The 26449-nt window shown below is 65.4% G+C and carries 21 protein-coding genes, 1 other RNA gene and 1 pseudogene; 15 read left to right on the forward strand and 8 right to left on the reverse strand.

The window, feature by feature from the left end; genetic code table 11:
- Positions 1-328 (reverse strand): annotated as a pseudogene (locus XH98_RS16120) (DUF2147 domain-containing protein); the annotation flags it as partial.
- A 239-nt stretch (positions 329-567) separates the two neighbouring features.
- Here XH98_RS16120 and XH98_RS16125 point away from each other — a divergent pair.
- Positions 568-1770, forward strand: a complete 1203-nt coding sequence (locus XH98_RS16125) for an extensin-like domain-containing protein (RefSeq protein ID WP_271619201.1) — start codon at positions 568-570, stop codon at positions 1768-1770.
- Between the two features lie 12 nt (positions 1771-1782).
- On the opposite strand, the gene XH98_RS16130 is transcribed toward XH98_RS16125, so the two are convergent.
- The 3 genes from XH98_RS16130 to XH98_RS16140 are packed head-to-tail and all read right to left on the reverse strand — an operon-like array spanning position 1783 to position 4020.
- Positions 1783-2976 (reverse strand): lanthionine synthetase C family protein, encoded by a 1194-nt coding sequence (locus XH98_RS16130; RefSeq protein ID WP_271619202.1) that lies wholly within the window; start codon positions 2974-2976, stop codon positions 1783-1785.
- Entirely contained in the window at positions 2973-3329 is a 357-nt protein-coding gene (locus XH98_RS16135) for a DUF6665 family protein (RefSeq protein ID WP_271619203.1), read from the reverse strand. Before XH98_RS16135 ends, XH98_RS16130 begins: the two co-directional genes overlap by 4 nt.
- 55 nt (positions 3330-3384) lie before the next feature.
- Positions 3385-4020, reverse strand: coding sequence for a TetR/AcrR family transcriptional regulator (locus tag XH98_RS16140; RefSeq protein WP_271602523.1), 636 nt, complete (start codon positions 4018-4020; stop codon positions 3385-3387).
- Positions 4021-4227: 207 nt separating this feature from the next.
- On the opposite strand from XH98_RS16140, the gene XH98_RS16145 reads away from it, so the two are divergent.
- From XH98_RS16145 to XH98_RS16165, 5 genes are all read left to right on the forward strand, one after another.
- Positions 4228-5535 carry an HlyD family secretion protein gene (locus XH98_RS16145; protein WP_271619204.1) on the forward strand — a complete coding sequence of 436 codons (1308 nt, stop codon included), beginning with the start codon at positions 4228-4230 and terminating at the stop codon, positions 5533-5535.
- A gap of 212 nt (positions 5536-5747) precedes the next feature.
- Positions 5748-7334: a DHA2 family efflux MFS transporter permease subunit gene (locus tag XH98_RS16150; protein ID WP_271619205.1), complete on the forward strand. Its 1587-nt coding sequence runs from the start codon at positions 5748-5750 to the stop codon at positions 7332-7334.
- Positions 7335-7889: 555 nt separating this feature from the next.
- Positions 7890-9689 carry an ABC transporter ATP-binding protein gene (locus XH98_RS16155; RefSeq protein WP_271619206.1) on the forward strand — a complete coding sequence of 600 codons (1800 nt, stop codon included), beginning with the start codon at positions 7890-7892 and terminating at the stop codon, positions 9687-9689.
- A 53-nt stretch (positions 9690-9742) separates the two neighbouring features.
- On the forward strand, positions 9743-11146 hold the full coding sequence (locus XH98_RS16160; RefSeq protein WP_271619207.1) for an MATE family efflux transporter: 1404 nt from the start codon (positions 9743-9745) through the stop codon (positions 11144-11146).
- Between the two features lie 71 nt (positions 11147-11217).
- Positions 11218-12483, forward strand: coding sequence for an O-antigen ligase family protein (locus XH98_RS16165; RefSeq protein WP_271619208.1), 1266 nt, complete (start codon positions 11218-11220; stop codon positions 12481-12483).
- Here XH98_RS16165 and XH98_RS16170 read toward each other — a convergent pair.
- Together XH98_RS16170 and XH98_RS16175 are read right to left on the reverse strand one after the other, a co-directional pair.
- Positions 12480-13223 (reverse strand): sulfite exporter TauE/SafE family protein, encoded by a 744-nt coding sequence (locus XH98_RS16170; RefSeq protein ID WP_271619209.1) that lies wholly within the window; start codon positions 13221-13223, stop codon positions 12480-12482. The genes XH98_RS16165 and XH98_RS16170 overlap by 4 nt on opposite strands.
- A 615-nt stretch (positions 13224-13838) precedes the next feature.
- Positions 13839-15215, reverse strand: a complete 1377-nt coding sequence (locus tag XH98_RS16175; protein ID WP_271619210.1) for an aminotransferase-like domain-containing protein — start codon at positions 15213-15215, stop codon at positions 13839-13841.
- Between the two features lie 49 nt (positions 15216-15264).
- On the opposite strand from XH98_RS16175, the gene XH98_RS16180 reads away from it, so the two are divergent.
- Together XH98_RS16180 and XH98_RS16185 are read left to right on the forward strand one after the other, a co-directional pair.
- The gene (locus XH98_RS16180; RefSeq protein WP_271602530.1) at positions 15265-15726 is read left to right on the forward strand and encodes a DUF983 domain-containing protein; all 462 of its coding nucleotides are present in this window, start codon (positions 15265-15267) and stop codon (positions 15724-15726) included.
- A gap of 76 nt (positions 15727-15802) precedes the next feature.
- Positions 15803-16516, forward strand: a complete 714-nt coding sequence (locus XH98_RS16185; protein ID WP_271619211.1) for an alpha/beta fold hydrolase — start codon at positions 15803-15805, stop codon at positions 16514-16516.
- A 187-nt stretch (positions 16517-16703) separates the two neighbouring features.
- Here the strand turns inward: XH98_RS16185 and rnpB are convergent.
- Positions 16704-17121, reverse strand: an RNA gene (gene rnpB, locus XH98_RS16190) — RNase P RNA component class A.
- A 149-nt stretch (positions 17122-17270) separates the two neighbouring features.
- Here rnpB and XH98_RS16195 point away from each other — a divergent pair.
- Together XH98_RS16195 and XH98_RS16200 are read left to right on the forward strand one after the other, a co-directional pair.
- Positions 17271-17621 carry a YciI family protein gene (locus tag XH98_RS16195; RefSeq protein ID WP_057754450.1) on the forward strand — a complete coding sequence of 117 codons (351 nt, stop codon included), beginning with the start codon at positions 17271-17273 and terminating at the stop codon, positions 17619-17621.
- A complete protein-coding gene (locus XH98_RS16200) occupies positions 17621-18856 on the forward strand; it encodes an RNA polymerase sigma factor (protein WP_271602788.1) in 1236 nt (411 codons plus the stop codon). The genes XH98_RS16195 and XH98_RS16200 overlap by 1 nt, the downstream gene beginning before the upstream one ends.
- 109 nt (positions 18857-18965) lie before the next feature.
- Here XH98_RS16200 and XH98_RS16205 read toward each other — a convergent pair whose 3' ends face one another.
- Positions 18966-19748, reverse strand: coding sequence for an N-acetylmuramoyl-L-alanine amidase (locus tag XH98_RS16205; RefSeq protein ID WP_271602532.1), 783 nt, complete (start codon positions 19746-19748; stop codon positions 18966-18968).
- Between the two features lie 524 nt (positions 19749-20272).
- Between XH98_RS16205 and rsmH the strand changes: the two genes are divergently transcribed.
- The 5 genes from rsmH (at position 20273) to XH98_RS16230 (ending at position 26338) form a co-directional block, all read left to right on the forward strand.
- Positions 20273-21262, forward strand: coding sequence for a 16S rRNA (cytosine(1402)-N(4))-methyltransferase RsmH (gene rsmH, locus XH98_RS16210; protein WP_271619212.1), 990 nt, complete (start codon positions 20273-20275; stop codon positions 21260-21262).
- A 3-nt stretch (positions 21263-21265) separates the two neighbouring features.
- The gene (ftsL, locus tag XH98_RS16215; protein WP_237865919.1) at positions 21266-21658 is read left to right on the forward strand and encodes a cell division protein FtsL; all 393 of its coding nucleotides are present in this window, start codon (positions 21266-21268) and stop codon (positions 21656-21658) included.
- The gene (locus XH98_RS16220; protein WP_271619213.1) at positions 21655-23406 is read left to right on the forward strand and encodes a peptidoglycan D,D-transpeptidase FtsI family protein; all 1752 of its coding nucleotides are present in this window, start codon (positions 21655-21657) and stop codon (positions 23404-23406) included. The genes ftsL and XH98_RS16220 overlap by 4 nt, the downstream gene beginning before the upstream one ends.
- 83 nt (positions 23407-23489) lie before the next feature.
- The gene (locus XH98_RS16225) at positions 23490-24962 is read left to right on the forward strand and encodes a UDP-N-acetylmuramoyl-L-alanyl-D-glutamate--2,6-diaminopimelate ligase (protein WP_271619214.1); all 1473 of its coding nucleotides are present in this window, start codon (positions 23490-23492) and stop codon (positions 24960-24962) included.
- Positions 24959-26338: a UDP-N-acetylmuramoyl-tripeptide--D-alanyl-D-alanine ligase gene (locus XH98_RS16230; protein WP_271619215.1), complete on the forward strand. Its 1380-nt coding sequence runs from the start codon at positions 24959-24961 to the stop codon at positions 26336-26338. Before XH98_RS16225 ends, XH98_RS16230 begins: the two co-directional genes overlap by 4 nt.
- Positions 26339-26449 lie beyond the last annotated feature (111 nt).

The following is a 26449-nucleotide window of genomic DNA, read 5'->3' on the forward strand; positions in this document are numbered from 1 at the left end:
CAGCGGGCGCGGTCGCCTGCACCGGCGCTGGCGCCACGGGCTGCTGCTGCACCGGAGCCGGCGCCGGCTGCGCCGTCGTCGCGGGCGGTGTGCTGTCGCCATCGTCCTTGGAGGAGCCAAGGCCGTTGAGGTTGATGTTGTTGAGCCTGATCGGCTTGTTCGACAGGCCGGGCGCCACGATGGTGACGCAATCGAGCGAGGCGCAATTGCGCGGCGTCTCGATGCGGATGTTCTGGCCTTCGATCTGGAACGAGATCGAATTGCCGGCATGTGCGACCGTGGTCGAGGCGAGGAAGAGTGCCGCGGCGGCGATGGTGAGCTTGTTCATGACAACCTCCGAAAATGGTGTGGGTCCCGAGATGGATTGAAGTCGCCTTTGGGCCCGATGTGGTTCGACCCTAGGCCGGACAGCTGCGGCCTTCTGTGACGGACCTCACAACGGCTGCCGGGGCCAGCCAACGTCGCCTCGCTGCCGGCTGCGCCTGCCGTGCGGGGCCGGCATGGTTAAGGAAGGCTGAAATCAACACGTTGAAGAGTCTTTAAGTAAATTCACCGAACCTGCCGCGCATGACGCGCGGAGTTCGTTTGTATCTCGTCGGCTCCATCGTCCTCGTTTCGCTCGCGGGTTGCGGACGCGGCTTTTTCCAGGCCGAGCGCGAACCGTGGCGAGCCGAGGCCGAAGCGGCGTGCCTGAAGTCGGGCGCCGTGAAAGAGAGCGCGGACATCGTCCGGATCGATCCGATCTCCGGCCCCGGCATGTGCGGCGCCGAGTTCCCGCTGAAGGTCGCCGCCATCGGTGAACCCGCCGGCAGCTATGGTTTCGCCGACGAGGAGTTGCGACCGCCCGGCAATATCGGCAACCAGCCGCGTTGGCCGGTGAGTCGGCCGCAACAGAATTATCCAGCCTCCGGCTATCCGCAGCGCTCGAACTATCCCGAAAGCGCGGTGCGCCAGCCCGCCGGCTATGGCGCGTCTTCTGGCCCGGTGTCGCTCAGCGCGCCTGGCGTCGCACCGCAGGAAGACGAGATCGACCTGCCGCCCGAGGGAACGGACGCCGCGGGTGCCGCGCGCTACATGAATGCGCCGAGCTATCCGGCGCGGCAGCCCGCTCCAGCGCCGTATTCACAGGCGCCGGTGCAACAGCCATTGCCGCGCCTCGGCCCTGCGCAGGGCGATCCCGTCACTGCCGTCGGTCCCGTCGCGGTGAAGCCGACGGCGACGCTCGCCTGTCCGATCGTGTCGGAGCTCGACCGCTGGTTTGCCGACAGCGTGCAGCCGTCGGCGATGCGCTGGTTCGGCGCCCGCGTGGTCGAGATCAAGCAGATCTCCGCCTATTCCTGCCGCGGCATGAACGGCAACCCGCACGCCCATATCTCCGAGCACGCCTTCGGCAACGCGCTCGATATCGCCGCCTTCACGCTTGCCGACGGCCGCCGCATCACCGTGAAGGACGGCTGGCACGGCATGCCGGAAGAGCAGGGGTTCCTGCGCGACGTTCAGTCGGGCGCGTGCGCACATTTCACCACGGTGCTGGCACCGGGCTCCAACGTCTATCACTACGATCACATCCACGTCGATTTGATGCGCCGCGCCAGCCGTCGCCTGATCTGCCAGCCGGCCGCAGTCTCCGGCGAAGAGGTCGCCGCGCGCGCGGGCAAGCACAATCCTTATGCGAACAGTCGCGATCCCTACGTGACCGGCTCGCTTGGCGGGCGCAAGAGCGGCAAGCACGAGAAGATCAACGAGGAAGACGAGTTCTCGGACGATTAGCCGTCATTCGTATCAGAACACGTCGATCGTCGGGAAGCGCGGCTCGCCGGTGATGCAGTCCCAGAGGTAGATCGCGAGGCCGACGTCGCCGGTCCAAAGCGAATAGCGGCCGCGGCCGACGGCCGTCTTGGAGCCGCGATACTGAACGATGGCGGTCATCGCGAATTGGCGCGCCCGGTCGAGCCAGACCGGATCGTTTGTGCGGCGAGAGAGCTTGAGGAAAGCGTAGCCGTTACCGCCGGTGCCGTGGCACAGGTTCGAACCCTTGGTCAGCGGTCCGGCCGTCCAGGTATACCGGCCGGCATCGAGCAGGAGCTCGTCAAAGTCAGGCGGCGCGAACGGCGCGTCGGCAAATGTCGTCACCATGCCGGGGGCGCCATGGCAGTGCTGACACAAGGTCGGCGGCGTCTCGCGCTTGCTTCGCGCGCCCCAAGTGGTTCCAAGCTCGGACGACCACGCATTCGCGGCCAAGGTTTTCGGCACGACCTCGGCCACCTTCGCCTGCTGTGCCGGCGTCAACAACTCCCATCCACGCAACAAGGGGATGATGTTGCCGGCGAAGCCATGGACAGGCCCAAGCCAGCGGTCCTTGGCGCCGTAAAGATCCTGGGTCCAGAGCGGGCCTTGCGGCGTGTCCTCCAGATCATCCAGCAGCCGGGCTGCCTGCACCTCGAACAGGGCGCGCCATCGCGGCTCGCCTGTCATCTCGGCCATGTGAACCGCAGCTAGCATGGATCCGGGCATGCCCCACATCAGTTCACGGATCGGAAGTCCGCTATTCGCTTCGGCCCGCGCGTGGACGAGATCGGCCAAGGCCGGCGTCGGAGCAAGTCGCATGGCGAGAAGTGCGGCACCCATGTCGCCAAACAGCAGCGAGCCATGTTTGGCATAGCCGGCCGGCGAATTGCTCTCGAATCTGGCGGTGGTCCGTTCGAGGAGTTTCGGCAGGACTGCTCGAAAGTCCGTTGCGACGGGGCTGACGCCGACCCGATGCAAATAGTCGAGCGCCCAGATCACGCCCGCCGCCCCGAAGTAGAAGCTGGGGTTGCCGTCTCCCACCCCATCGTCGCCGGGATGACCGGGCCAAAACGCGTCAGGATCGAAATCTGCGATGGCATCGGCAACGATGTCGGCAATCGCGGTTCGGACAGCTGGCTCGTTCCAGACGTCCTGCACCAGCGCGCGATGGCGACCAGGGATGATCATGATTTGAGTTTTGCGGCGTTCGTTGGCGGGGCCAGCCCCATGCAGCGCTGCACCTCGGCCGGGACGTCGTAGGTCCGCATGATATGGCGGCTGTCGCGCAGGCCCGTGGCCTCGCGCTGGACCACGAACATCCAGAGCGCCTGACCGGCCTCCATCACCAGCTTGCGCCTGACAGGCTGCATCGCGGCTGGCGTCTCCGAGGACGACTCCGAGGTTTCATGGGCGGCGTCGAATTCGCGCAGGCGCGCCAGCGCCTGCTCGAGTGTGCGGCCCATCCGTCCAAGCGCCGAGGCTTGTTCCTGGACGATCTCATAATGGAGGATATCGACCGGCGGGCGAAGGTCACGGGACATGGTGCGCAATATAAAGCGGCACGAACCGCAGGCGCAACGCGTCGCCGGCTTCCGCTCACTTCGCCTTGTACGCGGCCAGGAACATCCGCGTTGCGCTGTCGATCACCTCCGTCATGCGTTCCTCCGACGGCGGCGGCGCGGCCTGGAAGATGAGCGGCAGGAAGAGTGAGGCCTTGCTGAGTTCCATGAACTGCGAGGCCGCAAGGTCGCAATCGTCGATGGCGAGATCGCCGGAGGCGACATGGGCCTTCAGATATTCGGACAGCCGGTTGATGGTCTTGTCCAGCACGCGCAGATAATAGCGGCGACCGACGTCGGGCATGCGCTCGGCAATCGCCATCACGGTGCGAATCGCCGATCCGCCGCCGGGTCGGCAGAGCAGATGCAGATAGGCCTGGCCGAAATCCTTCAGCGTGGTCTCGGCATCGCGCGCAGGGTCGAAATTGAACACGACCTGGCCGTGAAACAGCGCTTCCTCCTCGAGGATGGCTTCGAACAGCGCGCTCTTGTCGGCGAAGTAGACGTAGAGCGTCCCCTTGGAGACGCCGGCCGCGCGCGCGATCTCGCCCATGCTGGCGCCGTCAAAACCCAGATCCATGAACACCTTGCGGGCGCCGGCCAGGATCTGGCGGCGCTTGGAGCTGTCCTCGTCCGGGAGGACGTGCAGATGTTCGCGGTTTGCAGCAACCATTGGTTCAGGGTCTCCAAAGGTTTTGGCGCGGTCTTGGCGCGGTCTTGGGGTGATTGAACCCAAATAAAGGATTCGGGCCAGTAGGGTCCCGCCAGGAATATTTAGTATATTGACCGAACGGTTCGGTCAATGGTATTTGGGATGGGTGAGCGGGATTGCGGCCGTGCGACGGCTGCCCCCGATCGCGTTTTTATTGGGGAGGCCTTTATGGCCACATCGAGAGATCAGGCTGCGCGCGTCCTTCGCCAGGAAGCGGTGGAGACGACGACGGCGAACGGCGAAGCTGCGACCGGGACGTCCGCAGCCCTCGCCGAGCAGTTGCGGTCTCATGTGGTCGAAGAAAGCAAGCGCCGCACCAGTGAGGCGCCGGAGAAGCCTGTGACCAATCAGCCGGCTCCGACCGCCCCCGCCGCTGCGGCGCCGAAGCCTGGCAAGCGCAAATTCGTCATGATGGGCGTCGGCCTGGTGCTGGCGCTCGCAGCCGCCGGCTATGCCGGCTACTACACGCTGGTCGGCCGCTTCTATGTCTCGACCGACGACGCCTATGTCCGTGCCAACAATACAATGCTGGGCGCGCGCGTGGCCGGCCATATCTCCTCGATCCTGGCCAGAGACAACACGCCGGTGCATGCCGGCGAGATCATCATGCGTATCGACGACGGCGACTACAAGATCGCTGTCGACGCCGCCGCGACGAAGATCGCGACCCAGCAGGCGACCATCGACCGCATCGGCCGCCAGGTCGCGGCGCTCGACAGCCAGGTCGCGCAGGCCAAGGCGCAGCTCGTCTCGGCGGAGGCCGGGCTCAAGCGCGCCGATCTCGATTATGAGCGCCAGCAGGCACTGAGCAGCAAGGGCTTTGCCTCGCGCGCAACCTTCGAGAGCTCGGAAGCCGGCCGCGACCAGGGCGCGGCGGCAGTCAAGGCCGCGCAGGCCGCCTACGATGTTGCGGTGAGCAATGTCGATGTCGCCAAGGCCCAGCAGGCCGAGGCCCAGGCCCAGCTCGCCGAGCTCAAGACCACGCTCGCCAAGGCCGAGCGCGATCTCGGCTTTGCGGCGGTGCGCGCACCGGTCGACGGCATCTTCTCCAACCGGCTCGTCAACGCCGGCGATTTCGTTGCCGTCGGCCAGCGTCTCGGCAATGTCGTGCCGCTCGACGAGGTCTATATCGACGCCAATTTCAAGGAGACGCAGCTCAAGCGGATTCGTCCCGGCCAGCCGGTGACGATCAAGGTCGACGCCTACGGCATGCGCAAGTTCTCCGGCGTCGTCGACAGCATTGCGGCGGGCGCCGGCTCGGTGTTCACGCTGCTGCCGCCCGACAACGCCACCGGCAACTTCACCAAGATCGTGCAGCGCGTCCCGGTCCGCATCCGCGTGCCGAAGTCGGTCGCCAAGCAGAACCTGCTGCGCGCCGGCATGTCGGTCTACGCCACCGTCGACACCAACACGGGCGCTGCCGACGCCGACAGCGAGATCGATCTCGACGATCCCACCATGATCCATCCGCAGTAGGATTGGTGACATGAGCCGCGCCGCCGCATCGAATGCCGCTGCGCTCCCTCTCCCGTTTGCGGGAGAGGGTTGGGGAGAGGGTGTCTCCTCCAGGGAGACTCCCCGAGAGGAGAAAGCCCTCACCCTGATCGCATCTTCGATGCGATCCGACCTCTCCCGCAAGCGGGAGAGGTGTACCCAACTCGCAGCTTGCTCCAGCCAGAGCTGACACCATGGCGAACGCCACGACTGCTTCACCTGCCATGATGGCGGATCCCGCTTCGGAGCGCATCGCGCCCAAGCGGCTGTTCGCCTTCATCATCATGGTGTTCGGGATGTTCATGTCGATCCTGGACATCCAGATCGTCTCGGCGTCCTTGAGCGAAATCCAGGCCGGCCTGTCGGCAAGCTCCAGCGAAGTCTCCTGGGTCCAGACCGCCTATCTGATCGCGGAAGTGATCGCGATCCCGCTGTCGGGATTCTTGTCGCGCGCTTTCGGCACGCGACTCCTGTTCGCGATCTCGGCGGCCGGCTTCACGATTTCGAGCCTGCTCTGCGGCTTCGCCACGACCATCGAAGAGATGATCCTGTGGCGCGCGCTCCAGGGCTTCCTCGGCGCCGGCATGATCCCGACGGTGTTCGCCTCCGCCTACACTGTGTTCCCGCGTTCGAAATTCAACATCGTCGGTCCCATCATCGGGCTTGTTGCGACGCTGGCTCCCACCGTCGGGCCGACGGTCGGCGGCTACATCACCGATTTGATGTCCTGGAACTGGCTGTTCTTCATCAACGTCGTGCCGGGCATCGGCATCACCCTCGGCGTCTGGGCGCTGGTCGATTTCGACGAGCCGCATTTCGAATTGCTCGACCGCTTCGACTGGTGGGGCCTGCTGTTCATGGCCGGCTTCCTCGGCACGCTGGAATATGTGCTGGAGGAGGGGCCGCAATATGAATGGCTGCAGGACACGTCGGTGGCGATCTGCGCCGCGATCTGCGCCGTCTCAGCGATCGCCTTCTTCGTGCGTGTCTTCACGGCAGCCGAGCCCATCGTCAACCTGCGCACCTTCTCCGACCGGAATTTCGCCGTCGGCTGCACGCTGCAATTCTGCATCGGCATCGGCCTCTACGGCCTGACCTACATCTATCCGCGCTATCTCGCCGAGGTGCGCGGCTACAGCGCGCTGATGATCGGCGAGACCATGTTCGTCTCGGGCATCACCATGTTCCTGGTCGCGCCGCTGGTCGGCCGGCTCATGGCCAAGCTCGACATGCGCTACATGATCGCGTTCGGCCTGATCGTGTTCGCGATCGGCTCCTACCAGATGACCTGGATCACGCGCGACTACGATTTCTACGAGCTGCTGATGCCGCAGATCCTGCGCGGCATCGGCATGATGTTCGCGATGGTGCCGACCAACAACGTCGCGCTCGGCACACTTGCGCCCGAGAAAGTGAAGAACGCCAGCGGCCTGTTCAACCTGATGCGCAATCTCGGTGGTGCGGTCGGGCTCGCCGTCATCAACACCGTGCTCAATAATCGTACCGACCTGCACATCACGCGCCTTCAGGAGCGCATGACCTGGGGCAATGCGACTGCGACCGAAACGCTGACCATGCTCCAGCAAAAGTTCCAGGGGCTCGGCGACTCCGCGCTGATGGCGATGAAGCAGCTCAGCCAGATCGTGCACCGTCAGGCTGTGGTGATGAGCTTTGGCGACGCGTTCTTCATGCTGACGCTGTTCTACCTCTGCCTCAGCGTGCTGGTCACCCTGCTGAAAAGGCCGGCCTCGCCGTTCGGCAGCGGCGGCGACGCGCATTAGCGGGCCAAGCGATCAGTGTCGTCGCCCGGCTCGCCGCCTTCGCTGAAGCTTCGGCGCGCCGAGCGCTCGTGTGGGCCTCGGCGTAGCCTTGGCGGAGCCGGGACCAGGCGACCCAGTATCCCAGAGACCCGCGTTGGAAAGCTCGCTCTCGCCACAGCCGCTGCGGCGTACTGGATGCCCCGGCCAAGCCGGGGCATGACAGTGCAGTGCGGAGTTATGCGCACCAAAATGCAACACTCGTGCGTGATCTCGCGCAGGCCCCGTTGCAAATCGCAAATGACACATCTATAAAGCGCACCTCATTTCAATCGAACCGGGGAGAGATTTGCATGATGTCGTCGCATTCGCAGATCGTACCCCCGCGCTCGATGTTCTTCTGGTTCGGTATGTACGCGGCCTGTTAGAGGCCTCTTCCGCCAGCTTCGATTGGGCTCCAGGTCCCGATCGTTCCGCTTTCCAAGTCAAAATCAGTCTTACGTGACGCCGTCGCGGCCTTCGGGCCGACTTGCGTCCATCGATGGAGCCGGCCCGCAGCAACAGCGGCCGGATGAAGCCATGACCGCTCTGTCAAAAAAGCCCGCGGCGATCCGCGTGGTGCTGCCCTTCGTGTTCAGGCACTGGCTGAAGCAGCCGGGGCGGGCGCTTGCGATCGCCGTCGGCCTGTTAGGTGCGACCGTCGCCGACCTGTTCATGCCGGTGTTCTCAGGGCATCTGGTCGATGCGTTGACGCGCGGGCCGTCCGATCCCGATGCGCGCCACGCCGCGCTGGTGGCGCTGGGCGGCATCGTGGTCCTGGGCGCTGCGTCGATGGTGTTGCGCCTGGGCGGCCTCCAGGTGATCGTGCCGTTCACGCTGAAGATCATGTCTGACGTCGCGCAGGATGCCTTCCTGCGCGTGCAGCGCTTCTCGACCGACTGGCATGCCAACTCCTTCGCCGGCTCGACCGTGCGCAAGATCACGCGTGGCATGTGGGCGCTCGATCTCCTGAACGACACCATCCTGCTGGCGCTGCTGCCGTCGCTTGCGGTGCTGATCGGGTCGATGATCCTGCTCGGCATGCATTGGGGCTCGCTCGGTGCGGTGATCGCGCTCGGCGCGGCTGTCTATGTCACGATGACGGTGCTGTTCTCGACCCGCTACATCGCGCCGGCCGCGCGTGTCTCCAATGCCTGGGACACCAAGGTCGGCGGCACGTTGGCGGACGCGCTGACCTGCAACGCGGTGGTGAAGTCGTTTGGCGCGGAGATGCGCGAGGATGCGCGGCTCGCCCGCGTCATCAAGCGTTGGCGCACGCGCGTGCGTCGCACCTGGTTCCGTTACAACTACACGGCCATGTCGCAGCTCTCGCTGCTGCTGTGCCTGCGTGCGTCCGTGATCGGCGGCTCGGTGCTGCTGTGGATGTCGGGTCGCGCCTCGCCCGGGGACGTCACCTATGTGCTGACGAGCTACTACGTGATCCACGCTTACCTGCGGGATGTCGGCATGCACATCAACAACCTCCAGCGCTCGGTCAACGACATGGACGAACTGGTGGCGATCCATGACGAGCCGATCGGCATTGCGGATGCCGAAGGCGCGCTGCCGATCGCGATCGAAGGCGGCGAGATCGTGTTCGACGACGTCACGTTCCACTATGGTGGCCATCGCGCGCCGCTCTACGACGGATTGTCGCTCACGATCCGCGCCGGCGAACGTGTCGGCCTCGTCGGCCGCTCCGGCTCCGGCAAGACGACGTTCGTCAAGCTGGTGCAGCGGCTCTACGACGTCACCGGCGGCCGCGTGCTGATCGACGGGCAGGATATCGCGCTGGCAACGCAGCAATCGCTGCGCAGCCAGATCGCGATCGTGCAGCAGGAGCCGATCCTGTTTCACCGCACGCTGGCCGAGAACATCGCCTACGGCCGGCCCGGCGCCAGCCTGGAGGCGATCGAGCAGGCGGCGCGGCTGGCCAACGCGCACGATTTCATCCTGCGCCTGCCGAAGGGCTACGGCACGCTGGTCGGCGAACGCGGCGTGAAACTGTCCGGCGGCGAACGGCAGCGCGTGGCGCTGGCGCGCGCCTTCCTGGCGGATGCGCCGGTGCTGATCCTGGACGAGGCGACCTCGAGCCTCGATTCGGAATCGGAGGCGCTGATCCAGCAGGCAATGGAGCGGCTTATGAAAGGCCGCACCTCGATCGTGATCGCGCACCGGCTGTCGACGGTGAAGAGCCTCGATCGCATTCTCGTGTTCGACCGCGGCGAGATCGTCGAGCAGGGCACCCATGCCATGCTCGCGAGCAAGCGAGGGGGCATCTATCGAAGTCTGTTCGAGCGCCAGGTGGTGGAGCTCGGGCATATCGCAGCGGCGGAATGACGCGCGGTGGCGGGGCGAAGATCCCGCCGTCGCGTCGTCGAGGATGGAATGACATGAAGGACCTGACGCGCGGCTCCATCGTGAGCCACATCCTGAGCATGGCGCCACCGATCGTGGCGGGCATGATCACGATCATGATCTGCCAGCTCGTCGACCTGTACTTCGTGTCCGGGCTCGGCGATGCCGCCGTTGCCGGCGTCGCCGCGGCCGGCAACGCCGGCTTCCTCGTCAACGCGCTGATGCAGATGCTCGGCGTCGGCGCGGTCGCGCTGATCGCGCATGCCGTCGGCCGCAAGGATCGCGACGACGCCAATATCATCTTCAACCAGTCGGTCGTGCTGTCGGTGCTGTCAGGGCTGCTGACGCTGCTCGGCGGCCTGGCGCTGGCGCGCCCCTATATGCGCGCGATCTCGGTCGACGCGGCCACGATCGAGGCCGGCGCCACCTATTTCCACTGGTTCATGCCGGCGCTGGCGCTGCAATTCGTGACGCAAGTGATGGGGGCGGCACTGCGGGCCACCGGCATCGTGCGGCCGAGCATGCTGGTGCAGGTGCTCGCCGTGCTCATCAACATCGCGCTGGCGCCGGTCCTGATCACCGGCTGGGGCACCGGACACGCGTTCGGTGTCGCCGGAGCGGGTCTGGCAAGCTCGATCGCCGTGTTCATCGGCGTGCTGATGCTGTTCGCGTATTTCCACAGGCTGGAGCGCTACGTCGCGTTCCATCCGGCGCAGTGGCGTCCACAGCTGCGGCAATGGAAACGGATCCTCAATGTCGGCCTGCCCGCGGGCGGCGAGTTCGTGATGATCTTCATCTTCATGGCCGCGATCTACTACGTGCTGCGAGACCTTGGTCCGGCGGCCCAGGCCGGCTTTGGCATCGGCACGCGCGTCATCGGCTTGATCCAGATGCCGGCCCTCGCCGTCGCGCTCGCGGCGGGGCCGATTGCCGGCCAGAACTTCGGTGCGGGCAATAGCGAGCGGGTGCGGGAGACGTTCGTCAAGGCGGCGTTGATTGCGACGGCCGTGATGATCATGCTCACTGTCTTCGTGCAGCTCGCGCCCGGATTGCTGCTCGCCGGCTTCTCGAATGATCCGGAGACCATGATGGTCGCGTTGCTGTTCCTGAAGATGATCTCGCTGAACATGGTGGCGCAGGGACTGATCTTCGTCTGCTCCAGCATGTTCCAGGGTCTCGGCAACACCAAGCCGGTGCTGTGGAGCTCGGCGACGCGCGTCCTCACTTACTCGTTGCCGGCGATCTGGCTCTCGACACGGCCGGGCTTTCGGATCGAATACGTCTGGTACATGTCGAATGCGGCGACGACGCTCCAGGCCGTCCAGAGCCTGTGGTTGCTGCGCCGTGAGTTCAGGAAGCGGCTGGTGACGCCGGAGGAGAAAGCTGAACCACCGGCGAGTCCCGAGCCCGGCGCGCCTCTGGCACGCGAGCCGGCGTAGCGACGGCTTGTTCCATCCCCGCGGCTCCGGCTAACTTGCCGGGCCGCGGGAATGGGTTGTCGAAGGGACGAATGGGCGGAGTGGCGGACGAGGGGCGGCCGGCGACCTGGCTCTCGGCAATCTGGGCGGCGCGCTACCGCACGCCGGCTCGTTTCGTCGCGCTGATCGCTTTGCTGCTGCCGTGGACGACGACCGGGACGACGTTCGCGCTGATCCCCTGGCTGATTGCCTTCGCGTTCCTCGACCTGCGCGACTTCCCGCGCTCGCTGCTCCGTCCGGTCTGCCTGCTGCCGATCGCGCTGGTGGTCCTCGCGCTTGTCGGCATGCTCTGGTCGGGTGCCCCATGGCCGGAGAGAATTCATGCGATCGGGCCGGTGTTGAAGCTCCTGGTGATCCCGCTCCTGATCTACCAGTTCGAGCGTTGGCCCTACGGCATCTGGGTGTTCGCGGCCTTTCTGGCGTCCTGCGCGCTGGTCATGCTGGTCTCCTTCGCCGTGGCTGTTGACCCCGATCTGTCGCTGAAGCTCTATCTGTCGCGCGGACCTTATAAGATCGAGAGCGGGGTCGCCGTGCGCAACTATATCGATCAGAGTCAGGAGTTCGCCCTCTGCGCGATTGCGTTGATCTATCCGATCGTGACGCTGTTTCGAAAGGGACGCGCCCGCATCGCGATCGTGCTCACGGCCATCGCGACCGGCTTTCTCGTCAACATGATGTTTGTCGTGGTCTCGCGCACCGCGCTGGTGACGCTGCCGATCCTGCTCGTGGTCTTTGCTCTCCTTCATCTGCGTTGGCGCGCCGCCTTGCTGGCTGCGGGCGCGATGGCCTTGTTGGCTGTGTTCCTCTGGGCGGTCTCGCCGCATCTGCGCGTGACCGTTGCGAAATTCCAGGGCGACTACGAGATGAGCGTGGAGGACAAGCAGGTGAGCGGCATGGGCTCACGTCTGGAGTACTGGCGCAAATCCCTGGGCTTCGTTGCGGACGCGCCGCTGCTTGGCCACGGCACCGGCTCGATCCGCGCTCTGTTCGCGGGTGCGGCTGCGGATGTGGAGGTCGATCCGCTGCGCAGCGAGATCGTCAGCAATCCGCACAATCAGACGCTGAGCGTTGCGGTGCAATGGGGCGTGGTGGGCGTCCTGGTGCTCTACGCGCTGTGGTTTGCGCATTTGCTGATGTTCCGTGGCGAGGGGCTCGCCTGCTGGATCGGCCTGTTGGTCGTGGTGCAGAACATACTGTCCTCGCTGCTCAACACCCATTTGTTCGACTTCACGCCGGGCTGGATCTACGTGCTTGGTGTCGGTGTCGCAGGCGGCATGGCGCTGGCGAAGAAGAGCTAGAACGCATTGACGCTGTTCCAGACCAGCGTCGCGCCCGACAGGAACAGCAGGCCGAGCACGACGTCGCCAAAATGCTTGTCGCTGAGCGCGTGATAGACACGCGCTCCCAGCCACGCGCCGATCAGCGTGCCCGGGAAGGCGACCATCGCGAGCCAGACGACCTTGAATGCGACCAGGCCCGAGACCGTCTGAAACACCAGCGCGGTAGCAAGCACGGTGAAATTGAACAACTGGAAGATGCCGCGCCGCTCGTGCTTGTTCCAACCACGGATGTTGGCCCACAGGATCGGGAGCGGGCCGGACAGGCCGGCAAGGCCGCCCAGAATGCCGCCGGCAAAGCCGATCGCGCCATCGGCGATGCGGCCGCCGAAGGTCACGGCGAACTGCTTCTTGTTGAAGTACAGCGCGCTCGAGAAGATCAGCAAGAGGACGCCGACGCTCAGCCTGAACACCTTGGGATCGGCGGAGGCGACCAGCGTGGTCCCGATTGGCACGCCGATCAACCCGCCGATCAGGAACGGCCACACCAGCGAGAGGTCAAAGCTCTTCCACATCGATGGCAGCGTCGAACTCTGCGCGATCACCGAGCAGATCAGCACCAAGGGCACCGCGAGCGAGGGCGGCAGAACATAGAGCCAGATGCCGAGCGCCATCAGCGCCGTGCCGAACCCGGCCAGCCCCGAGACGAAGCCACCGGCCAGCGCGCCGAACAGCAGCAGCGCAATCGTGAACGTTTCCAAGCCTTAGGTTCCTGTTGGCGCGATCTCGTGATCACCGCACCGTGCATAGCACGGCCGCGGACGTGGCGGTCAATGCATGCTTGCACGCAACCGCGACCTGCAATCGTCGGGCATTTTCGAACGACATGCCCAGGTCGTCCGCATAGGAGTTCGGGTTCGCGGCTCGATGAGCGTAGCCCCGCTGATTCCGCAGTCCAGGGTGGACAATGGACAACAACCATAGGTGGGGCGCGCCGGTGATGCCACCGATGTGATTAATCGTGAACCCGCTCCTTGTTGGAAAAGCGCGACCTGATTCGTATCTGAGGCGGGCGGCTGTCGATTGGAGGAAAAACGATGCGTATGATTCTGGCTTCGAGCCTCTTGATCGCCTTGGCGGGCTCTGTGAACGCGGCCACGGTGCACCACGCGCACCGGCACCATATTGTTCGTCCCGATCAGGGCGCCTCAGACCCCGCTTCGGCTTTTGGTTACGCGCCATCCGGGCCGGCGATCTATCCCCGCGCGGCACCATACGGTGAAGACTATGGAATGTATCCGCGAGATTCCCAGGGTTACGCACCCGGCGAACGCGAGCAATTTCTCGACAGCGTGAGACAAGGTGGCTAACGCGCCTTAGACGATCTGCCTGGTATCAGCGGGTCTTTGCAGCGCGCCGGTCAGAATCCGGAGTGCTTGCGTGAGTTCCGCACGATTGCGCGCGGCGCCGAGCGACAGCCGCGCCGCATTCGGCGGGTCGCCATCGACCACGAAGGAGTCGCTGGCCACGACGGCGAGCCCTTCGCGCAGCAGCTGCGCGGTGACATCGCGGCGGCCCAATCCCTCCGGCAGCCGCAGCCACAAATGATGCGCGGCGGGCCTGGCCTGGAACTGAAACCCCTTCAGCGCGCGCTGCGCCAATTGCTGGCGGCCGACGGCCTCGCTGCGGATGGCCGTGATGATGCGGTCGGCGATCCCACCCTCGAGCCAGTGCGTCACCAGCGCGACCATGAGCGGTGCTGGCATCTGCACGGTCGCTTGCAGATGGCCTCGCATCTGAAGCTGCGCGCCGCTGTCGGGCGCCAGCAGATAGGCAACGCGTAGCGCCGGCGCGATGCATTTTGACAGTGTGGTCGCGAGATATGTCCTGTCAGGGATGAGGTTCGCAATCGGCGAGGCCGATCGCTCGAGCAGCCCGTAGGCATCATCTTCGATCAGGTCTGTATCGGCATCGCGGACGATCTTTGCGATGGCGTTACGACGATCGGCGGAGAGCGTCGCGGTGGTCGGATTGTGCAACGTCGGAATGAGATAGACAGCCTTCGGCTTGTAGCTGCGGCATGCCTTCGCCAGCGCATCGGGCAAGATGCCGCCGTCATCCATGGCGACGCCGACGAGCCTGACGCCGAGCTGCGCCGCCGCCGCTTTGATGCCAGGGAAAGTGAGAGCCTCCGTCAGCACGACGTCACCCGGCCGCGCAAGGTGCGCGAGCAGGTTGAACAGGATCGTCTGCGCGCCGGGAAAGATCACGAGCTTGTCGGCCTGCGCATGTGGAACGCGCGAGCGCATCCAGCGCGCGGCGACCTCGCGCTCATGCGCGCTGCCGCCCGGCGGCTGGTAGTTCAGGAACGCGGTCAGACCCGATTGCGCACGAAGGGCCTCAAGGCCGGCGAGGATGCGCTCGTCGAGCTGCGCCTCCAGCGGATGCGGCGGCACGTTCATCGACAGATCGATCGCGACCGGATGCGGCAGGTCGACGGCGCGGCGCGCGCTGGTCTCGGACACGAACGAGCCCTGGCCGACCCGGGCCTCCATGATGCCGCGGCGCCGCGCCTCGGTGTAGGCGCGCGTCACCGTGGTGAGGTCAATGCCCAGCGCTTTCGCGAGCGCGCGCTGCGTCGGCAGTTGCTGTCCCCGCACCAGCCGGCCGGCGGCGATGTCGGCCTCCATGGCTTCGACGATACGCTGGTAGCGCGGCCCTGACAGCTCCGAGATTGTAGGGGTCCAATCCATGCAATTTGGGTCCATATCCTTTGAATGTATGGAAACTGTATATTATTGTATGGATCAGCAAAACGGAAGAGGTGTCGTCATGGCGACCGGTTCAGTTTCTCTGGCAAAGGCGATGTGGCGCGGTTTTCGCGGCAAGTGCCCGAACTGCGGCGAAGGGCACATGTTCGGCCGCTTCCTGAAAGTGGCTCACGCTTGCGATCATTGCGGCGAGGAGCTGTCCCACCAGCGCGCCGACGATTTTCCGGCCTACCTGGTGATGGTCGTGGTCGGCCATCTCGTGGTGCCGGCGATCCTCGCGGTGGAGACCGCCTATGCGCCCCCGGTCTGGCTGCAACTGGCGGTGTGGCTGCCGGTGACGCTGTTTGCCTCGCTCGCGCTGCTACAACCGACCAAGGGCGCCATCGTCGGCCTGCAGTGGCAGATCGGCATGCACGGGTTCGAGGCGAGCAAGCTGCGGCGCGAAGCGGGCCAGCTTGCGCCCGTGCTCGTGAAGGCGCCGCGCGCGGCCTGAGGCGGCTCGCGGCGTTTACATCGCGCCGGCCATCGCTACACTCCATCGCGTCAAAACAAGAACGATGGAAACGCCGATGGCCGCACGCGCAAGAACCTTCCTGCTCTGTCATGGTGCGTGGTCCGGCGGCTGGTCGTGGCGGAAGATGCATCCGCTGATGGCGCAGGCGGGTCACCGGTTGGTCGCGCCGACCTACACCGGGCTCGGCGAACGCGCGCATCTTGCCAGTCCCGCTATCGATCTCGACACGCACATCCAGGACATCCTGGGCGTCATCAAATTCGAGGATCTCGACGACATCGTGCTGCTCGGCCACAGCTATGGCGGCATGGTCGCGACCGGCGTTGCCGACCGCGCGCGTGAGCGCATCACGCAACTGATCTATCTTGACGCCTTCGTGCCGCGTGACGGCCAGTCGCTGTTCGATCTCAACGAAGCTGGACGCGAGCCGATGCGCAAGGCAGCCGCCGCCGGTGATGGCTACCGCATCCCGCCGAACCCGCCGCCATCAGATACGCCGCAGGCTGATCTCGATTGGCTCAACGCGCGCCGCATCAACATGCCGATCAAATGTTTCGAAACGAAGCTGAAGCTTCAGCACGGCGAACCGGCGATGCCGCGGAGCTACATCTATTGCGCCCGCATTCCGCCGGGCGACGTGTTCGGCCAATTCGCAAGGCGCGCGAAGAGCGAGGATGGTTGGCGCTATTTCGAGCTCGACGCCAGCCACGCGCCGAACGTGACGGCGCCAGAGGCGTTGATGGGTGTATTGCAGGAGATCGTGGCTTAACCCACAGCCGTCATTCCGGGGCGCGACGAAGTCGCGAGCCCGGAATCCATCCCTCCACCAACTCTGTCGCACGATGGATTCCGGGCTCTCGCTTCGCGAGCCCCGGAATGACGGCAATTGAATGGTTGCGCGCACGGTCCAAAATGGTGAGGGGTCCGATGCGCTAGCATCGAACCCCTCGTTGCAAGATATCAGCCGGCCTGTAAGCCGGGTTCTGTAGGGCACCGCCTGCTTGCGCAGGCGATACGTGACGGCCATTCCTCTGGGACCGTGTTTGCACACGGCCTCGAGCAACCTACCCGGACGGCGGGCCTGACATCGCCCCGCGGCGTTATCGCTCAAAGCGAACAGCCCGCTACGCCGTCCCTATTCGGTTTTGCTCCCGGTGGGGTTTACCATGCCGGCTCCGTTGCCGGACCCGCGGTGCGCTCTTACCGCACCTTTTCACCCTTACTTCCTCCGAGGAGGGAGCGGTTCGTTCTCTGTGGCACTTTCCCTGGGGTCGCCCCCGCCGGACGTTATCCGGCACCGTATGTCAAGGGAGCCCGGACTTTCCTCCCCGGCGGCCTTTCGGCACCTGCCGGAGCGGCCGTCCGGCCGACTGACTGACAACGCAATGGGCATTTGTGACGGTTTCGTCAAGCCAAGATCGTCGCGCACGCGGCGGCGGAAATAATTTATCCTGAAGATGTCGTTTGGTGCCGGCCCCGTTCGACTGATGTCGGCGATCCCGCCGAACCACAGGAGTGAAGCGATGCAATATCTGCTGCTGATCTACCGGAACGAAAACTACATGACCGACATGAGCGCCGCCGACCGCCAGAAGCTAATGGGAGAATACGGCGCCTACACGCAGTCGATCATCCAGAGCGGCCATTTCAAGGCCGGTGACGGCCTGCAGCCGACCACGACGGCGACCACGGTGCGCGTGCGCGACGGCAAGACCATGACCACCGATGGTCCGTTCGCGGAAACGCGCGAGCAGCTCGGCGGCTATTACCTGGTCGAGGCCAAGGATCTCGACGAGGCCGTTGCGCTCGCCGCGCGAGTTCCCGAGGCGAAGCGGGGTTCGATCGAGGTCCGGCCGGTCATGATCTACAATTGATCACACCAAGCGACATCGACAGGATCTTCCGCGACGAGGCGGGGCGGGCGCTGGCCACCCTGATCCGCCTCGTCGGTGATTTCGATTTGGCCGAGGACGCGCTGCAAGATGCGTTCGCGGTCGCGCTGGAGCGCTGGTCGGCCGGCGAAATCCCCGACAATCCGCGCGCCTGGCTCGTCAATGTCGGCCGCAACAAGGCGATCGACCGTATCAGGCGCCAGGCCGCCTTTCGCGGCAAGCAGCAGGCGCTCCTGCATGAGCTCGAGCTCAACGCGAATACGCCGGTCGAGCCGCCGGCGATGCTCGACGACGACATGCTGCGGCTGATCTTCACCTGTTGCCATCCGGCGTTCGCAGCCGAGGTTCAGGTCGCGCTGACGCTGCGCACCGTCTGCGGCCTCTCTGCCGCGCAGGTTGCGCGGGCGTTCCTCGTCGGTGAGGATGCGATGGCGCAGCGGCTCGTCCGCGCCAAGCAGAAGATCAGGCTCGCCGGCATCCCCTATGAGGTGCCGGAGCGCGAGGCGCTGGTGCCGCGGCTCGACGGCGTGCTCGCCGTGATCTATCTCGTCTTTACCGAGGGTTATGTCGCAACCTCGGGCGCCGACCTGATGCGGCCCGATCTCGCGACTGAGGCAATCAGGCTCGCGCGCCTGCTCGACCGTCTGATGCCCGATCGCGCCGCAATCAAGGGCCTGCTGGCGTTGATGCTGTTACACGATGCGCGCCGCGCTGGCCGCGAGACCGCGGCCGGCGACATCGTCCTGCTGGAAGAGCAAGACCGCTCGCTGTGGGATCGCGCGCAGATCGAGCAAGGCTTGCGCCTCGTCGACGACGCGCTGCGCCTGCCAGGCCGGCCGCAGCCCTATGCGGTGCAAGCCGCGATCGCCGCGCTGCATGCCCGCGCGCCGAGCTTCGAGGCGACCGACTGGCCGCAGATCGCCGGGCTCTATGAAGTGCTGTTGCGCATCAATCCGTCACCGGTGATCGAGCTCAACCACGCCGCCGCCGTGTCGATGGTCGACGGCCCGGCGCGCGCGCTCGATCTCGTCGAGGCGATCACCGCGCGCGGCGGCCTCGACGGCTACGAGTTGCTGCCGGCCGTGCGCGCGGATTTGCTGCGGCGCCTCGAGCGGAAGCAGGAAGCGCGCGAGGCCTATGCGGCAGCGACGGCGGCAACGCAGTTGGAACCGTTGCGGCGTCTGTATGCGCGGCGGGTAAGGGAGATGGGCGACTAGTACCGTCATTCCGCGGCGATGCGGAGCATCGAACCCGGAATCTCGAGATTCTCAGGTGCGCAATTGCGCACCGGAGTTCGGTCCTTCGGACCGCCCCGGAATGACCGTTTTATTTCGACGCCGCCGTCGTCCCATCCGCCGGCAGGCTCGCCAGCAGCGCCTGCAGCGTCGACAGCGTCGAGTGATCGGCAATACCATCCAGGCGCGCGGGGCGGAAGTGGCGCTGGAAGGCGGTAACGACTTCCATGGTCGCGGCATCGTACTTGCCTGACAGCGGCACGCCATAACCATAGCGTGCGAGCGCCTGCTGCAGGTTCAGCACCGCGTCGCTGATGGTGCCGAGCATCAGGGTCTCGCCGCGCACGATTGGCGCCGGCGTCACCCAGTGACCGACGCCGGAATTAGCCAGGGAATGCCAGGGAAATTTCTCGCCGGGATCCTTCTTGCGTGCGGGCGCGACATCGGAATGGCCGAGCACGCGCTGCGGCGCTACCTTGCGGCGGAGCATGATGCCGCGGCACAGCGCGATCACGGCCGCGATCTGGCGCAGCGGATATTCCGGATAGCCCCAATCATGGCCGCGATTGATGATCTCGATTCCGATCGAGCAGGAGTTGATGTCGTCCTCGCCGGCCCAGGACGAGACGCCGGCGTGCCAGGCGCGGCGCGATTCCGGCACGCATTGCACGATGCGGCCGTCCTCCAGCACGACGTAATGAGCCGACACTTCGGTGCCGGCCGTGCACAGCCGCGCCAGCGCGCCCTCGACGTCGGGCATGCCGGTGTAGTGCAGCAAGATCATGTCGATCTGCCGTCCCTTATTGCGCTCGCCGTGATTGGGCGACGGGATGATGTCCGAGACGATCGACGAATCCGGCTCGAACGTCCGCATGTTCGCCGCGGCCTTTGGAACCGGGAGAACGCGCTGACGCTTCGAATCAGTACCCGACGGTGTTGACGGACCGGACGACATAAACAGCTCAGAATCGGAGGACGGCTGGGCCAAGCCCTTCTCTTTACTATTTCTTTACTGTCCGGTCCGCGCAATCGCGCAGGTCGGTTAATGCGTGCATTTTGCGCCTGGTGTGTGGATGACGCATCACCACCCAGGCACCTTTTCGAGATGTCGTGAGCCGATCAACGCTTTCTTAACGCTAAGCGCCGTTACTGAGAGGTGAAGAGCCGACCCGCGTCCGGAGGCGGCCAAAAGCGTTTTTGGCTCGAATCCCCATGGCTGCCCGACATATTCCACTGGGAACACCGGGATTGAGGCCTGGGACGACCGGGCGCGGCGCGCATGCTGGCAAGCATGCTGAAGAGGGGCTTTGTCGTGGAACCGCCGCGACGCGGAGTTATTCGAGGCGTGATGGGCTGCTTCGCCGCCGATTTCACCTGTCTGCCCGGCGGGCGCGACGCATGAGCGACGCGCCGCACATTCCCGTGCTCGGCGTCGAGGCGGTCGCGCATCTCGCGCCGCGCGAGGGCGGCATCTATGTCGATGCCACCTTCGGGGCCGGCGGCTACAGCCGCGCCATCCTCGATGTGCCGGGAACCCGCGTCATCGCGATCGATCGCGATCGCACCGCGATTGCCGGCGGCGCCGGGCTGGTTGCGCGCGCTTCGGGCCGGCTGACACTGGTCGAAGACCGTTTCTCGAATCTCGCCGAAGTCTGCGCCTCGCAAGGCGTCGAGACGGTCGACGGCGTCGTGATGGATGTCGGGGTGTCCTCGATGCAGCTCGACCAGGCGGGTCGGGGCTTCTCGTTCCGTCTCGACGGTCCGCTCGATATGCGGATGGGCCAGACCGGGCCGACGGCCGCCGACGTCGTCGCGCGTGCCTCGGAAGGCGATCTCGCGGACATCATCTACCTCTTCGGAGAAGAACGGCATTCGCGCCGAATCGCCCGTGCCATTGTGGCGGACCGGCAGGAGACGCCGTTCACCACCACGCGCGCGCTCGCCGATCTCGTCGGCCGCGTGGTGCGCTCGAAGCCCGGTGAGATTCACCCGGCGACGCGGACGTTCCAGGCGCTGCGCATCTTCGTCAACGAAGAGCTCGAAGAGCTCCAGACAGCGCTCGCCGCGGCAGAGCGCGTGCTCAAGCCCGGCGGCCGTCTCGTCGTGGTTTCCTTCCATTCGCTGGAAGACCGCATCGTCAAGAATTTCCTCGCAGAGCGTTCCAAGACCGGCGGCGGCTCGCGGCATCTGCCGGAGGTGGCGCAAACAGCACCGAGCTTCCAGCTGCTGACGCGGCGGCCCCTGATCGCCGGCGAAGCAGAAGTCGCGCACAATCCGCGGGCGCGTTCCGCAAAGCTGCGCGCCGCCGAGCGCACCACGGCGCCTGCGCATCACGACGACGAGCCATCGTCCTGGCCAAAACTCTCCGACGTGATGAGGGGCGGCTAGCAGATGCGCTTCATCCACCTTCTCGTCATCGGCGCGCTGATCTTCGCGGCGGCCTATGTCTACCGGATCAAGATGGATTCCACCGCGCGCACCGAGAAGGTGCTGCGGCTGCATGCGGAGATCCGCGAGCAGCGCGACGCGATCGCGCAGCTGCGCTCCGAATGGGCCAGGCTCGATGCGCCCTTGCGCCTGCAAGGCCTGGTCGAGCGGCATCTGCCGCTCAAGCCCGTCAACGGCACGCAATATGATTCACTGAAGAACCTGCCGGATCGTCCGCCGCGGATGTTCCGGCCGGGCGAGCCTGATCCGATCGGGTCCATGATCAACACCATCGAAGCCGCGAGCGATCCCGATAGCGTGACCGGCTCGGTGCCCCAGCCCGAGGACAAGCAATGAGCGCTGTTCCGGCCAAACCCGCCGCGCGCCCAGCCGAGCCTTGGCGCCGGCGTCTGATCCGCAGCCTGCTCTACGGGCGCAATGTCGATCGCGCCGCGAAGGCGCGTGCGCGCGTCGGCCTTGCGATACTCGCCTTTGCCACCGTCTACACCCTGATCGGCGGCCGCCTCGTGATGTTCGCGATCGGCGCCGACGCCCACAGCGCGCGTCGTGCCGCCTCGCAGGAAGTGGTTGCGACCGCGCGTCCCGACATCGTCGACCGCAACGGCGCGATCCTCGCGACCGACGTCAAGGCCGCCAGCATGTTCGGCGAGCCGCGCCGCATCATCGACAAGGACGAGGCGATCGAGCTGTTGACCGCGACCGTGCCCGATCTCGACGAGGCCGAGGTGCGTGACCGCCTGAAAACGCGCAAGGGCTTCGTCTGGCTGAAGCGCGAGATCACGGCAAAGCAGCAGCAGGACATCCACAAGCTCGGCATTCCCGGCATCGGCTTCCTGCGCGAGAACAAGCGTGTCTATCCGACCGGCAACGAGGTCGCCCACCTCATCGGTCTGGTCAATATCGACAACCAGGGCATCGCCGGCATGGAGAAGTGGCTCGACAACCAGGGCCTCGCCGATCTCCATCGCGCCGGTTTTGCGACCGATCGCCTGCAAAAGCCGGTCGAACTGTCGGTCGATCTGCGCGTCGAGCACGCCTTGCGCGACGAACTGCTGAAGGCCAAGGAAAAGTTCCACACCAAGGCGGCCTCCGGCCTCGTCACCAATGTCAACACCGGCGAAATCATAGCCATGGTGTCGGTGCCGGATTTCGACCCGAACAATCCCAAGGAAGCCCACGACCCTGACCGTATCAACCGCCTGACCACGGGCGTCTACGAGATGGGCTCGACGTTCAAGGCCTTCACGCTCGCGATGGCGCTCGATACCGGCAAGTACGGCCTCGATTCGATGTGGGATGCGCGCGGGCCGCTGCACTACGGCAAGTTCGCGATTCATGACGACGAGCCGAAGGGCCGCTTCCTGAGCATGAAAGAGGTGTTCACCTTCTCCTCCAACGTCGGCGCCGCGCGCATCGCGCTGTCGCAGGGCGTGGAGGCCCACAAGGCCTTCCTGCGCAAGATGGGCCAGCTCGAACGGCTGCGGACCGAATTGCCGGAAAGCGCCTCGCCGATCGTGCCGAAACGCTGGGGCGATCTGAACACCATCACCATCTCGTTCGGCCACGGCATGGCCGTGGCGCCGTTGCAGGCCGTGATGGGCGTCAGCGCGCTGGCCAATGGCGGCCTGCTGATTCCGCCGACCTTCCTCAAGCGGTCGGAAGAGGAGGCGCGGGCGGTCGCAAAGCGCGTGATCAAGCCCGAGACGTCGGACAAGATGCGGTTCCTGATGCGGCTCAATGCCGAGATCGGCACCGCCAAGAGGGCCAACGTTCCCGGTTACTATATCGGCGGCAAGACCGGCACCGCCGAAAAGGTGATCAATGGCCGCTATGCCAAGAAGAAAGTGCTGACCGCGTTCACCGCGATCCTGCCGGCGGACAAGCCAAAGTACCAGCTCCTGATCATGCTCGACGAGCCGCAGCCGCTGAAGGAGACCTACGGCTTCATCACCTCGGGCTGGAACGCTGTTCCCACCGCCGGCAACGTCATCACCCGGATCGGGCCGCTGCTCGGCATCGAGCCCCGCTACGACTTGCCGCCCGCGGACCGCCTTATTCTTGCAGCATCCAGGACAACCCAGTAATCAACTGGGGTGGCCGCCGCCGCCGCTGATTCGGCTTTTCCTGACGATTCGGCGTTCCGGCGCGGCATGTCGACTGGAAGACCATGAAGCTGCGTGACCTCTTAGGCCAAGACGCTTTGGGCCATGAAGCCGCGATCGAGCCTATAGCGGGGGCGCTCGAGGTGACGGGCGTTGCGCTCGACAGCCGAGCGGTCAAGCCGGGCGATCTCTTCTTTGCGCTCTCAGGCAGCAAGACTGACGGTGCGCGCTTCATCGACGCTGCCATCGCGGCCGGCGCGCTGGCCGTGGTCGGGGATCACGCACCCGACGGGTGCAAGGTCCCGTTCATCACGGTTGGCAATCCGCGCCGCGCGCTGGCGCTGGCGGCGGCCAGATTTTTCCCGGCCCAGCCCGCGACGATCGCGGCGGTAACCGGCACCAGCGGCAAGACTTCGGTCGCCGCCTTCACGCGCCAGATCTGGGAACGGCTCGGCCACGCTTCGGCCAGCATCGGCACCATCGGTCTCGTCTCGCCCAAGCGCACCGTCTACGGTTCGCTGACGACGCCCGATCCGATCGCGCTGCACCGGCAGCTCGATGAGATCGCGCGGGAAGGCGTGACGCATCTCGCCTTCGAAGCATCGTCGCACGGCCTCGATCAATATCGCCTGGACGGCGTGCGCATCGCCGCCGGCGGCTTCACCAACCTGTCGCGCGACCATATGGATTACCATCCGACCGTCGCGCACTATCTTGCAGCAAAGCTCAGGCTGTTCCGCGAGCTCGTTCCATCGGGTGGCGCCGCGGTGATCTCGGCCGATCATGATTGCTCGGCGGAGGCGATCGACGCCGCGAAGACGCGTGGTCTGCGTGTGATGGCGGTGGGACGCAACGGCGATGGGGCAGGCGACGGTATCCGCCTCCTCGAGGCCGTGGTCGAAGGCTTTTCGCAAAGGCTCAGCCTCGAACATCGCGGCAAGCATCATGCAGTCCGGCTACCGCTGGTCGGTGAATTCCAGATCGAGAACGCGCTGGTGTCGGCCGGCCTTGCCATCGGCACCGGCAGCGATGCAGCCCATGTGTTTGCGAGCCTCGAACATCTGGAAGGCGCCAAGGGACGGCTCGAGCGGGTCGGGGAGCGTAACGGCGCGCCTGTTTTCGTCGACTATGCGCACAAGCCCGATGCGCTGGCGAAGGCGCTGCAGGCGCTGCGGCCTTACGCCAGGCGGAGACTGATCGTCGTGTTCGGTGCCGGCGGCGATCGCGATGCCGGCAAGCGGCCGATCATGGGCGAGATCGCGGCCGAGAATGCCGATCGCGTCATCATCACCGACGACAATCCGCGCAGCGAGAAGCCGGAAGCCATTCGCGCCGCGATCCTCGCCACCGCCAAGGGCGCGCGCGAAATCGGCGATCGCGCGGCCGCGATCCGTGCAGCGATCGAGGAGCTGGAAGATGGCGATGCGCTGCTCATCGCCGGCAAGGGCCACGAGACCGGGCAGATCGTCGGCAGCGAGGTCCTGCCGTTCAGTGATCACGAGGCGGTCGCCGCCGCATTAGCAACGAGGGTCGCATGAGCGGGCCATTATGGACGGTTGCCGAGGTGGCGCGTGCGCTGGGTGCAACAGGATCATTCCCTGATACCCCGATCGACTTCGTCACCCAGGACAGCCGCCTGGTGAAGCCGGGCAGTCTATTCGTGGCGCTATCAGGCACGCCGAGCGGCGGCTTCATCTCGGCCTTCGCCAGTGCGCGCGATGGCTGGGAGTTCGCGGACAAGGCGGAAGCATCAGGCGCGGCCGCGATGATCGTGCCGCACGAGATCGCGGGCATCAGTGTCCCGCAGATCGTCGTCAAGGACACGCTGATCGACGGCCTCTGGGGTCTCGCCCGCGCCGCGCGCGCACGCTTCAACGGCCCCGTGATCGGATTGACCGGCAGCGCCGGTAAGACCAGCACCAAGGAATTTTTGGCGGCCTATCCCAATGCCTATGCGAGCCCGTCGAGCTTCAACAATTTCTGGGGTGTGCCGCTGACGCTGTGCAATGCGAAGGCAGACGCCAGCCTTTGGGTGGTCGAAATGGGCATGAACCAGCCAGGCGAGATCGCGCGGCTCAGCGAGTTGACGCGGCCGACGGTCGCGCTCGTCGTCAACGTCCAGCCGGTGCATCTGGAAAAGCTCGGCTCGCTGGAGGCGATCAGGCGCGAGAAAGTGTCGATCGCGCTCGGCCTGCCCGACGACGGCGTGCTGGTGCTCCCCGCCGGGCTCAAGGCGTCGGAATGGAAGGGCAAGGTGGTGCGCTTCGGCGAGCATGCCGAGGTGCACGAGGTCAAGCACGCGCCGCATGGCGAGAGCTGGCAGGTCGTGGCCGCGATCGGCAAGAAGGAGATCGCCTTCAGCCTGACGCCGGGCGCGCCGCACCGCGTGCAGAATGCGCTCGCCGCGCTCGCCTCTGTTCATGCCGCCCATCTTGACGTCGCGACGCTCGCGATCAAGCTCGATCGCGTCGGCATCATGACCGGCCGCGGCGTCGAGCAGGCGGTCGGCGGCGTCACCGTGATCGACGACAGCTTCAACGGCAATCCGGCGAGCGTCGCTGCCGCGCTGCAAAGCCTGCAGGCGCGCAACGTGACCGGCGGTCGCCGCATTGCGGTGCTCGGCGACATGCTGGAGCTGGGCGACGATGCCCCGCGCTACCACTCCGCGCTGGCTTCGCATCTCCAAGGCATCGACGGCATCTATTGCGTCGGTCCCCTGATGCGGCACCTCTACGACACGCTTCCATCAGGCAAGGGGCTTGGCTGGCACGACGATCCTGCCACACTTAAACCCAGCGAGGTCGCTAGCCTGCTGAAGGCAGGCGATGTCGTGGTTGTCAAGGGCAGCAAGAAGATGTTCTGGGTCAACAAGTTTGTGCCGGGCCTAGTGGCCGCCTTGCAGGCAAAGGCGTAAACTGCTTGGAAGGCGCAGTTTCCGAATCCCACCCTTTGCGCCGTCCGGTTTTTTTGGGGTCGCCCGACCCCTGATGAAGACCAGAGAATGCGCGTCAGAGGTTGGGGCCTG

This window comes from Bradyrhizobium sp. CCBAU 51745 (genome assembly GCF_028128715.1).
GTDB lineage: Bacteria > Pseudomonadota > Alphaproteobacteria > Rhizobiales > Xanthobacteraceae > Bradyrhizobium > Bradyrhizobium manausense.

What these genes read in the sequence shown, in the direction of transcription:
- XH98_RS16125 (WP_271619201.1), top strand. Translation starts at nt 568, where the DNA reads ATGACGCGCGGAGTTCGTTTGTATCTCGTCGGCTCCATCGTCCTCGTT.
- XH98_RS16130 (WP_271619202.1), bottom strand. Translation starts at nt 2,976, where the DNA reads ATGATCATCCCTGGTCGCCATCGCGCGCTGGTGCAGGACGTCTGGAAC.
- XH98_RS16135 (WP_271619203.1), bottom strand. Translation starts at nt 3,329, where the DNA reads ATGTCCCGTGACCTTCGCCCGCCGGTCGATATCCTCCATTATGAGATC.
- XH98_RS16140 (WP_271602523.1), bottom strand. Translation starts at nt 4,020, where the DNA reads ATGGTTGCTGCAAACCGCGAACATCTGCACGTCCTCCCGGACGAGGAC.
- XH98_RS16145 (WP_271619204.1), top strand. Translation starts at nt 4,228, where the DNA reads ATGGCCACATCGAGAGATCAGGCTGCGCGCGTCCTTCGCCAGGAAGCG.
- XH98_RS16150 (WP_271619205.1), top strand. Translation starts at nt 5,748, where the DNA reads ATGGCGAACGCCACGACTGCTTCACCTGCCATGATGGCGGATCCCGCT.
- XH98_RS16155 (WP_271619206.1), top strand. Translation starts at nt 7,890, where the DNA reads ATGACCGCTCTGTCAAAAAAGCCCGCGGCGATCCGCGTGGTGCTGCCC.
- XH98_RS16160 (WP_271619207.1), top strand. Translation starts at nt 9,743, where the DNA reads ATGAAGGACCTGACGCGCGGCTCCATCGTGAGCCACATCCTGAGCATG.
- XH98_RS16165 (WP_271619208.1), top strand. Translation starts at nt 11,218, where the DNA reads ATGGGCGGAGTGGCGGACGAGGGGCGGCCGGCGACCTGGCTCTCGGCA.
- XH98_RS16175 (WP_271619210.1), bottom strand. Translation starts at nt 15,215, where the DNA reads ATGGATTGGACCCCTACAATCTCGGAGCTGTCAGGGCCGCGCTACCAG.
- XH98_RS16180 (WP_271602530.1), top strand. Translation starts at nt 15,265, where the DNA reads ATGGATCAGCAAAACGGAAGAGGTGTCGTCATGGCGACCGGTTCAGTT.
- XH98_RS16185 (WP_271619211.1), top strand. Translation starts at nt 15,803, where the DNA reads ATGGCCGCACGCGCAAGAACCTTCCTGCTCTGTCATGGTGCGTGGTCC.
- XH98_RS16195 (WP_057754450.1), top strand. Translation starts at nt 17,271, where the DNA reads ATGCAATATCTGCTGCTGATCTACCGGAACGAAAACTACATGACCGAC.
- XH98_RS16205 (WP_271602532.1), bottom strand. Translation starts at nt 19,748, where the DNA reads ATGCGGACGTTCGAGCCGGATTCGTCGATCGTCTCGGACATCATCCCG.
- rsmH (WP_271619212.1), top strand. Translation starts at nt 20,273, where the DNA reads ATGAGCGACGCGCCGCACATTCCCGTGCTCGGCGTCGAGGCGGTCGCG.
- ftsL (WP_237865919.1), top strand. Translation starts at nt 21,266, where the DNA reads ATGCGCTTCATCCACCTTCTCGTCATCGGCGCGCTGATCTTCGCGGCG.
- XH98_RS16220 (WP_271619213.1), top strand. Translation starts at nt 21,655, where the DNA reads ATGAGCGCTGTTCCGGCCAAACCCGCCGCGCGCCCAGCCGAGCCTTGG.
- XH98_RS16225 (WP_271619214.1), top strand. Translation starts at nt 23,490, where the DNA reads ATGAAGCTGCGTGACCTCTTAGGCCAAGACGCTTTGGGCCATGAAGCC.
- XH98_RS16230 (WP_271619215.1), top strand. Translation starts at nt 24,959, where the DNA reads ATGAGCGGGCCATTATGGACGGTTGCCGAGGTGGCGCGTGCGCTGGGT.